Annotated in this window: 10 protein-coding genes; 7 read left to right on the top strand and 3 right to left on the bottom strand. The window is 68.8% G+C overall.

Annotation, left to right across the window (positions count from 1 at the left end; genetic code table 11):
• Positions 1–732: universal stress protein (locus AC1D1G_RS37025; RefSeq protein ID WP_477956039.1), on the bottom strand; the 732-nt coding region annotated here is incomplete at its 3' end.
• A 170-nt stretch (positions 733–902) separates the two neighbouring features.
• Between AC1D1G_RS37025 and AC1D1G_RS37020 the strand changes: the two genes are divergently transcribed.
• The 7 genes from AC1D1G_RS37020 to AC1D1G_RS36990 all read left to right on the top strand — a co-directional run bounded on the left by AC1D1G_RS37020 (position 903) and on the right by AC1D1G_RS36990 (position 7,314).
• On the top strand, positions 903–1,304 hold the full coding sequence (locus AC1D1G_RS37020) for a DUF1801 domain-containing protein (RefSeq protein WP_280782428.1): 402 nt from the start codon (positions 903–905) through the stop codon (positions 1,302–1,304).
• A gap of 121 nt (positions 1,305–1,425) precedes the next feature.
• On the top strand, positions 1,426–1,932 hold the full coding sequence (locus tag AC1D1G_RS37015) for a sigma-70 family RNA polymerase sigma factor (RefSeq protein WP_280782429.1): 507 nt from the start codon (positions 1,426–1,428) through the stop codon (positions 1,930–1,932).
• Positions 1,929–2,681 carry an anti-sigma factor family protein gene (locus AC1D1G_RS37010; protein WP_283333641.1) on the top strand — a complete coding sequence of 251 codons (753 nt, stop codon included), beginning with the start codon at positions 1,929–1,931 and terminating at the stop codon, positions 2,679–2,681. The genes AC1D1G_RS37015 and AC1D1G_RS37010 overlap by 4 nt, the downstream gene beginning before the upstream one ends.
• A gap of 187 nt (positions 2,682–2,868) precedes the next feature.
• A complete protein-coding gene (locus AC1D1G_RS37005) occupies positions 2,869–4,581 on the top strand; it encodes a thiamine pyrophosphate-binding protein (protein WP_477956037.1) in 1,713 nt (570 codons plus the stop codon).
• Positions 4,578–5,237: an SRPBCC family protein gene (locus AC1D1G_RS37000; protein ID WP_477956035.1), complete on the top strand. Its 660-nt coding sequence runs from the start codon at positions 4,578–4,580 to the stop codon at positions 5,235–5,237. Before AC1D1G_RS37005 ends, AC1D1G_RS37000 begins: the two co-directional genes overlap by 4 nt.
• A gap of 3 nt (positions 5,238–5,240) precedes the next feature.
• Positions 5,241–6,263, top strand: a complete 1,023-nt coding sequence (locus AC1D1G_RS36995; RefSeq protein ID WP_477956033.1) for a 3-oxoacyl-ACP synthase III family protein — start codon at positions 5,241–5,243, stop codon at positions 6,261–6,263.
• Between the two features lies 1 nt (position 6,264).
• Positions 6,265–7,314: an aminotransferase class I/II-fold pyridoxal phosphate-dependent enzyme gene (locus AC1D1G_RS36990; RefSeq protein WP_477956031.1), complete on the top strand. Its 1,050-nt coding sequence runs from the start codon at positions 6,265–6,267 to the stop codon at positions 7,312–7,314.
• Here the strand turns inward: AC1D1G_RS36990 and AC1D1G_RS36985 are convergent.
• Both AC1D1G_RS36985 and AC1D1G_RS36980 read right to left on the bottom strand, forming a co-directional pair.
• Complete coding sequence (locus tag AC1D1G_RS36985; RefSeq protein ID WP_477956029.1) at positions 7,250–8,005, bottom strand: sirohydrochlorin chelatase; 756 nt, start codon at positions 8,003–8,005, stop codon at positions 7,250–7,252. The genes AC1D1G_RS36990 and AC1D1G_RS36985 overlap by 65 nt on opposite strands.
• A 4-nt stretch (positions 8,006–8,009) precedes the next feature.
• The coding region (locus AC1D1G_RS36980; RefSeq protein WP_477956027.1) for an elongation factor 1-alpha C-terminal domain-related protein at positions 8,010–8,695 on the bottom strand (686 nt) is incomplete at its 5' end.

The raw sequence follows: 8,695 nt of genomic DNA, 5'->3' as shown, positions 1-8,695 counted from the left end.
CGAGTATTCGAGGAGCACTTTCATCGGCCCACCACGCTCGAGGCAGCGCGTGACTTCGACATCGGGGTACTTCTCGCGCCACCCGGCGAGGCTCTCGGCGAGCCACGCCTCCTCGTGCTGGACCAGATCGGACCAGTCGGTGAAGCGACGTTCCTCCGAGTACCACGCACCGAGGGTGGAGTGCTCGGCCCAGGTGTGCACCGCGACGAGGGGAGCGCCGAAGAATGCCGCGAACTCGAACGCGTGGGCCACCGCCATGTCGCTCAGTTCGCTGCCGTCCACACCCACCACGACGGGGCGGGTTTCGCTGACCTCGTGGCCCTGGATGCCGCGCCAGACGACCACCGGACATTCGGCTCGGTTCGACACCCGCACGACATCGGAACCGGCGACCACCGATTTCATCTCACTCGTGGCCGCGGGCCCGAGAACCAGCATCCGGGCCGTCTTGGACAGTTCCACCAGCGCGTGGGCGGGCGGACCGGGGTGGGTGCTGCGCTCGACTTCCAGGTCTTGCTGCCCGTCCAGGACGATGCGCTCGGCGGCGTCGAGGAACTCATCGCCTTCGGGGTGACCGTCCGCGGAATTCGGATGCTTGGGTAACACGTGGACGAGGCGCAGCGGCTCCTCGAAGCGCCTCGCGGCGGATGCAGCCCACGCCGCCGCCTCCAGCGCGCCGTCCGATCCGTCGATGCCTGCCACGATGCCGCGTCGAATCCGTGCTGTGCTCATGGGGGTGCTCCTCACCTCCATTCCAGTTTGGTCCAGGACGGCGGCGACGCGCCAGAGGTAAATCGGTCGGCAGCCGATCGCGGCGCGATCTCGATGCGATCGACGCGGTCCGCGAGGATACTCGAGTGACCGGCGAGCGACGACAGCCAGAAGGAGAGCGACAGCCCACCATGAAGACGCGGACGAGCGGCTCGGGAGAGGGAGGCGAAGGTGACACTCCCTCGCAGTTGATAGATGCGCGAATCGAGGAGCTGGGTGATTGGCGGGGCGAGACGCTCGCCCGGATCCGTGCCCTCGTCACGCAGGCCGACCCCGACGTCGTCGAGGAGTGGAAGTGGCGAGGGGTGCCGGTATGGTCGCACGCCGGAATGATCTGCACCGGTGAGACGTACAAGAATGCGGTGAAGGTGACGTTCGCCCAGGGCGCTTCGCTGAACGACCCGTCAGGCCTCTTCAACTCCAGCCTCGAAGGCAACACTCGGCGTGCCATCGATTTCCACGAGGGCGACACGATCGACGCCGAGGCGTTCCAGGCGCTCGTCCACGCCGCCGTGGCGCTGAACATCTCCTAGCGTACGGGCCAAGGGTTTTCGGCCGCTGCGACCCGTTTCACCTGGGGTTTCCCTGTGTTTCGGTGGCGCGGTGAACCGGAGGCACGGGTGAACCGTGTGTACTGCTGAGAGGTGGTGACCGATGCCGGATGCCCAGACCGAGCTGATGCACGCCCTGTACGAGGAGCATGCCCCCGCGGTGTGGCGGTATGCCCTGCGGCTGACCGGCGACCGCGCCCGCGCCGACGACATCGTGCAGGAGGTCCTGCTGCGAGCCTGGAAGCATCCGAACGTGCTCGACCAGTCGGAGTCGTCGGCCCGGGCGTGGTTGTTCACGGTCGCCCGGAACCTCGTGTTCGACGAGCACCGCAGCGCCCGCTCCCAGCGTGAGATCGGGATGAGCTCGACACCCGAACGCGCCGCCCCGGACAGCTCGGACGGCGCACTCGACGCCTGGATGATGGGTGATGCGCTGGCCCGGCTCAGCCCCGACCATCGTGCGGTTCTCGTGCTCGGCTACTACCGGGGAATGTCGACCCACCAGATGGCCGACGAACTCGGAATACCGGAGGGAACGGTGAAATCCCGCATGCACTACGGATTGCGGGCCCTTCGATTGGCTCTGCAGGAAATGGGGGTGACCCGATGACGTTCGACGACTTCGAGTCGCACGAGGATCCCTACGTCCGCTGGGACGCCGCATATGTGCTCGGTGCGATGTCCCCGAGCGATCGGCGCGAATACGAGGCGCACCTCGCCCACTGCGCACAGTGCTCGCAGGCCCTGTCCGAACTGGCGGGCATGCCCGGGTTGCTGGCCCTGATCACACCGGAAGAGGCGTTCGGCACGCTGCCTGGGAACGCCGCGCCCGCGGATGCGGAGACCCCCCCACCACGTGTGCTGACCCAACTGGTGGGGACGGTACAGCGGCGCCGACGGCACCGGCGAGCGGCGACGGCCCTCGCGGCGGCGGCCGCCGTGATCGCCGTCGCCGTCCCGGTGGGGGTGCTGGTGACGCAGGACCGGACCCCGGCCGCCCCGGTCACGGCCATGCCCGTCCCGGACCACACCACCGAGGCGGTGTTCACCCCCGTGGTTCCGACGACGATCACCGCGAGCGCATCCGTCGCGTCGACATCCTGGGGCACCGTCGTCTTCGTCGAGTGCTCCTACGAGGACACGTGGCCCGGCGACGGTCGCTACGGCGCCGACACCGAGGGCTACGCGCTGACCGTCACCGACCGCACTGGAATCGTCACCACACTGGCCACCTGGACCGGTGAGGCCGGCACGACGGTGCGGCCCACGGCCACCACCAGCCTGCCCGTCGACGCGATCGCGAGCATCGACGTGCGATCCGACGACGACCATGAGGTACTGCTGACCGCGGCGTTGTGAGCGAGCCGCCAGGGAGTCGGGTCGGTTTTCATACCTCCTGCACGCTCCACCGTCGTGTTTCGTTCGTCACGAACGTTTCCGGAAAAATGTTCTGCCACCGGTGAACCCGACCGGTACGTGGTTCGTGTGTATATCCAGTGGGTGACCGCAGGTCGCCCCACCCGATCCACGACACGGGGGTCTGCCGATGAATCTCACGGATCAAGAGCCACGGACAACCGGTCGGAACATGCGCGTCGCCGACTACATCGTCGCGGCGCTGGCCGCAGAGGGGGTCGAACACGTCTTCGGTGTGGGAGGCGCGAACATCGAGGACCTGTACGACGCGCTGCACCGCTCCCACGACGTCGAGGGCGTCGTCGCCAAACACGAGTTCTCGGCGACGACCATGGCCGACGGGTACGCCCGGACGTCGAACCGGATCGGTGTTGTCGCGGCGACGTCGGGCGGGGGTGCGCTCAATGTGATCGCCGGTCTCGGTGAAGCATTCGCGTCGCGTGTGCCGCTTCTGGCGTTGGTCGGGCAACCGCCGACGACGCTCGAAGGGATGGGCGCATTCCAGGACACGAGTGGACTGGCGGGGTCGATCGATGCGACCCGGTTGTTCGGTGAGGTGTCCGTGTACTGCGCGCGCGTCGAGTCGCCGCTCGACCTCGAACGCCAACTCGCCGAGGCGCTGGCCGCCGCGCGACGCGGCGGGCCCGCGGTTCTCCTGTTGCCGAAGGACATTCAGCAGTCGCTCGGTGAGTTCCCGGAACCACGTCGAGCGGTCCCGACCGCACCACGCACCACCTCGGCGGAGATCGCACGGCTCGCCGAGGCCCTCCGCGACGACTACGGCCGCGTCACCGTCATCGCCGGAGACGAGGTCGCGCGAGCCGGCGCGCGAGGGGAACTCGCGGAACTCGCGCACGTGCTCGGCGCCCGGGTGGCCGTCACGCCCGACGCGAGGGACGTGCTCGATCCCGCGGCGCCCGGTCGGCTCGGGGTCACCGGCGCGATGGGGAATCCGGATGTCGTCGACGCACTGCAGGATTCCGACGTCTGCCTGCTCGTCGGCACGCGACTGCCGGTGATGGCACGCGGAGGTCTGGACGGGGCGCTCGAGAAGACGCTGGTGTACAGCGTGGGCTCGGCGAAGCCGTATCTGCATGCCCATCACGTGCCGACGCGGGATCTGCGGGCGACGCTGCGCGGGCTCGTCACCGAAATCGGGTTTGCGGCCTCGCGGGCGCCCGTCGCGCAGAGCGAGCCGACCCCGATCGACGTGCCGTCGTCCGGCACGTCGGGCCTGGGCTACACGGACGCGGTGAAGGCGCTCGCCGCGGTGATGCCAGCGGGCGCCGACGTGTTCGCCGACGCGGGAAACACGGGTGCCGCTGTGGTGCATCATCTTCCGGTTCCGAGCGGAGGCCGGTTCGTGGTGGCGCTGGGAATGGGCGGGATGGGCTACACGTTCGGCGCCGCGATCGGTTCCGCCTTCTCACGGGGCCGCCGCACGTTCGTGATCGCAGGCGACGGTGCGTTCTACGCACACGGGCTCGAGATCCACACGGCCGTCGAGTACGACGTGCCGGTCACGTTCGTTGTGTTCAACAACAACGCCCACGCGATGTGCCTGACCCGCGAGCAGGTGTACTTCGAGGGCGCATACACGTACAGCCGGTTTCGTCCCGCCCACATCGCGGCGGGAGTCGGCGCACTGTTTCCCGGCTTGCCGTCCCACACGGTCGACACGCACGCCGGCCTGGCCGACTCGCTACGCGCCACGGCCGGCTCGGCGGGGCCCGCTGTCATCGAAGTCGCCTGCGACGCCGACGAGTTGCCGCCGTTCCTGCCGTTCCTGCCCGCACGACGCCCGACCGAGAGATCCGAATCCCGAGAAGGAGCACGCAGATGACCGCTCGAGAGATCGCCCCGCTGCCCGACCTTCCCGCCGACCTGCCCGGCCTCGTCCGCATCGAGACCTCCGACCGTCAGGCGACGACACCGATCATCATGGACATGCTGAGGTCGGTGTATCCGCACGACCAGGTGTTCGGAAAGTACTGCACTGTCAACGAATACATCGACTGCCCGCCGGACGAGGTGTTCCGTTACCTCTCCCACACCCGCAGCCTCGCGGAATGGACGTACAGCCTCCGCGGATTCACCCCGGCCGGAGAACCCGGGCTGTGGCTCGCGTACGACCGCCTGGGCGACACCACCGAGATCTACACGCGCACCGTGGCACACCCGGCCGCGCTGACCGTCGACTATCACTGTGCCTGGGACCAGGGCAAACACCTGTGGATGGTGTATCTGATGCGGGTGGTGGACGCGCGCACGGTCCTGGACGTCGACGGATCCGTCGTGCTGTGGACCAACTGCCACCATCCGTTCTACAACGACAATCCCTACCCCGAGACCGCTCCCGCAGACCGGGTTCCGTGGGTGGGCGACTTCTGGGACATGTTCGCCGCCGGACACCGACTGGAGATGAGCAATCTCAAGGCGATCTGCGAATACCGGTGGGCGAACGACCTGCCCGTGACCCCGACCTGGATGAGTGAGTGAGACATGGACACCGTCAGCCTGATCGACATTGCCGGCTACCTACCCGAGAACCGGGTGGAAGCGGACTATTTCGCCCAGTTCGCCGCCTCCGACCGGCTCGCCGAGAACATCATGTTCCGGGCGCCGAAATTCCGCCACCACATCGCGAGCGACGAGAACGCCGTCGACATGGCGGAACGTGCAATCGCCCCGCTGGTCGAACGGAGCGGCGCCGAACTCGTCTCCAACGTGGACATTCTCATCACCCACACCCAGCTGCCCGACGTCCCGATCCTGGGCACCGGCGGAGAACTCGCGCGCCGGATGGGGATCACCCCGGAGTGGGTGGTGGACCTGCACAACGGCGGCTGCGCGTCGTTCGTGTACATGATCAAACTGGCACGTCAGATCATGCAGACCGGCGACGCGTCGACCGCCCTGATCTTGTCGGTGCAGAACAGCGCCGGCCAGATCTTCACGCAATCGGACGTGCGCGCGCTGGCACAGTCGGCGGTGCCCGGTGACGGCGCGGGCGCATGCCTGCTGGTGAAGTCGGAGGCCGCGCCGGTGCTCGGGCTCGAGTGCCGGACCTACCCCGAGTTCGCCGGAGACATGACGGCCGCCGTCGATCCGCCCCGCAAATACTGGGAGGCGGGCACCGGCCAACTGCACATCGGGTTCACCGAATCGAGGATCGCGAAGGTCTTCGCCCGCGGGAACCGGCTCGTCCCCGAGGTGGCGCTCGCGGTGTGCAAGCAGATCGGCATCACCCCGGACGAGATCGACACCCTGGTCACCAACCAGCCCAACCGGCTGTTTCTCCGCAACTGGCGGGACGCACTCGAGCTACCGGCGGAACGACACCCCGACACGTTCGACGAATGCGGGAACCTGTTCGGCGCCGCGATCCCCGTCACCCTCGACATCGAGAACCGGGCAGGCCGCATCCCCACCGGTTCGCTGGTGATGATGTCCGCGTTCGCGCACGCGGGCGACTTCGCCGGGGCCGGGGCGATTCGATGGGGCGCCGCCCCGGCGGGGGTGTGAGATGACGACGCCGACCATCGCGGGACCCGGTGTGAGATTCGATCTTGCGCTGAGCGAGAACCCGTTCGCCCCGTTGCCCTCCGTGCTCGACGCGCTCGACGGTGTGATGCGCCGGGCGCATCGGTATCCGGAATTCCTGCCCGAGAGGCTGATCGAGGTCATCGCGGATCACGAAGGGCTCGACGCCGAACAGGTGGTGGTGGGCGCCGGTGCCACCGGCGTCGCACTGCAGATCATGCGCTCGGTCGCCGGGCCGGGGGAGCGGATAGTGTTCACCGCCCCGACGTTCGACGGGTACCCGATCATGGCGCGCATCGCGGCACTCGACGCGGTGCCGATACCGATTCTCCCGGACGGCGGGCAGGATCTGGCCGCGATGGCGGCCGCCATCGACGATCGCACCCGGCTCGTCGTCGTCTGCCGCCCGCACAACCCCACCGGGACGCTCGTCGACACCGCCGAACTGGCGGACTTCCTCCGTCATGTTCCGGACCGGGTGGTCGTCGTCCTCGACGAGGCCTACGTGGAGTTCGTCGACCACCGACAGGTCCTGGACGTGCATCGCATCATCGCCGAACACCCGAACGTCGTGTTCCTGCGAACGTTCTCCAAGGCGTACGGACTGGCCGGGTTGCGTATCGGATTCGGCTTCGCGGATGCGGCACTGGCGCGGACGATTCGAACGCTGCAACTGCCGTTCGGGATGGGCAGCGCCGCCGTTCCCGCGGTGACGGCGTCGTACGCCGCCGAGCACGAGCTCCGTTCCCGGGTGGCTGCCATCGTCGCCGAGCGCGAGGAACTGTGGCGTACGGTGAGGGCGGCGGGAATTCCGGTCCCGCGCAGTCACGCCAACTTCCTGTACCTCCCCGGAGGGGACGTCGGTGACGCACTGGCCCGTGCCGGCATCCACGCGCGCACCTACCCCAATGGTGACGCGCGGATAGCGGTCGGGAACCCGGATGCCGGGCGTGCGGTGATCGACGCGCTCAGGCCGACAGCGCCCGGTACCGCTGCAGCTCCGTGTGGGTCTGCGAGTACCGGTCGAGCATGACGTCGAGCAGCCGGGGGTGCGGTCCGATGGTGGCCGCGTAGGTGATGCCGGGGCCGCAGGATTCCGCCGCACGGCTCACCCGATCGGTGAGCAGTCCCGGCGCCAGGAACCACGGCGCGATCACGATGCGCTCGGCACCGGCCTGCCGCAGCGTCGAGATCGCCTGCTGCACCGTCGGTTCCGCCGACGTCGCGAAACACGTCACCGCTCCCGACCATCGAGTGCCCGCGACGAGCGATCCGGCCAGCTCGCGGGTGCGGTCGTTCGCGGCCGGGTCGGACGAGCCGACCGCGGCGAGGACGATCCCGAGACCGGACTCACCGGCGGAACCGCCGGCCTCGCCGATGCGGTCACGGACGGCCTCGACCAGCCGCGCGTCGTGCCCGAGAACGTCGGCCTGCCGGACGTGCAGGTGCGGGTGGCGGAGGCGGGCGGCGTCCAGGAGCGCCGGAAGATCGACGCGTGCGTGGAACGCGCTGCCCAGCAGCATCGGCACGATCACGGCGGAGGAATGCCCCTCGGTGGCGACCGTGTCGATCACCTGGTCCACGGACGGTGCGTTGAGGTCGAGGAAGCACAGCCGGACGTCGAGGTCCGGTCGCTTGGCCCGGAGCGCCGACACGGCAGCCGCCACCACCCGCGCACTGCGGGGGTCGCGACTGCCGTGGGCGACAGCGATCAGCGGGGTCATCGCACTAGACGCGCTCGCCGAGCTCCACCGCTGCGATGGCGTCTCCGACGAGGCCGGCCGCGAGCGTGTTGCCGCCGGCCGGATCGATCAGCAGGAAGCTGCCGGTGTGGCGGTTCACGGTGTAGTCGTCCGCCACGATCGGCTCGGCGACACGCACCGAGATCTTGCCGATCTCGTTGAGTTCCAACGACTCCGGGCTGGGCTCCGAGGTGAGCTCCTGCTCGTTGAAACGCTCGACGAGTGTGCCGACGATGGCCTGCGTGGTGCGGGTGCCGTGCTTGAGCAGCAGGCGGGCACCGGGACGCAGTGGCTTCTCGGCCAGCCAGCACACCGTCGCGTCGAACTCGCCGAGCGGCTCCGGGGCGTCGGCGGGGGAGGCGATGACGTCGCCGCGGGAGACGTCGACGTCGTCGGCCAGCACGAGAGTGACGCTGCGGCCGGCGTGGGCGCTGTCGAGTTCGCCGTCCGCGGTGTCGATGCGGGTGACCGTGGTCCGGACACCGGACGGCAGGATCACCACCTCGTCGCCCGGAGTCACCTCACCCGCGGCGACCTGCCCGGCGTACCCGCGGTAGTCCGGGAACTCCGGGGTGCGCGGACGGATCACGTACTGGACGGGGAAACGGAGACCGACCCGGTGGGGTTCGGCGTCGACGGGCACCGACTCGAGATGCTCGATGAGCGTGGGGC

The organism is Rhodococcus sp. P3_B8 (assembly GCF_056402775.1).
Note: the sequence above shows the minus strand (reverse complement) of the source record. Positions and strands in the feature narration are given on the sequence as shown.

Bases quoted from the DNA above. Each gene is read 5' to 3' on its own strand.
- AC1D1G_RS37020 (WP_280782428.1), top strand. From the start codon at position 903: ATGAAGACGCGGACGAGCGGCTCGGGAGAGGGAGGCGAAGGTGACACT.
- AC1D1G_RS37015 (WP_280782429.1), top strand. From the start codon at position 1,426: ATGCCGGATGCCCAGACCGAGCTGATGCACGCCCTGTACGAGGAGCAT.
- AC1D1G_RS37010 (WP_283333641.1), top strand. From the start codon at position 1,929: ATGACGTTCGACGACTTCGAGTCGCACGAGGATCCCTACGTCCGCTGG.
- AC1D1G_RS37005 (WP_477956037.1), top strand. From the start codon at position 2,869: ATGAATCTCACGGATCAAGAGCCACGGACAACCGGTCGGAACATGCGC.
- AC1D1G_RS37000 (WP_477956035.1), top strand. From the start codon at position 4,578: ATGACCGCTCGAGAGATCGCCCCGCTGCCCGACCTTCCCGCCGACCTG.
- AC1D1G_RS36995 (WP_477956033.1), top strand. From the start codon at position 5,241: ATGGACACCGTCAGCCTGATCGACATTGCCGGCTACCTACCCGAGAAC.
- AC1D1G_RS36990 (WP_477956031.1), top strand. From the start codon at position 6,265: ATGACGACGCCGACCATCGCGGGACCCGGTGTGAGATTCGATCTTGCG.
- AC1D1G_RS36985 (WP_477956029.1), bottom strand. From the start codon at position 8,005: ATGACCCCGCTGATCGCTGTCGCCCACGGCAGTCGCGACCCCCGCAGT.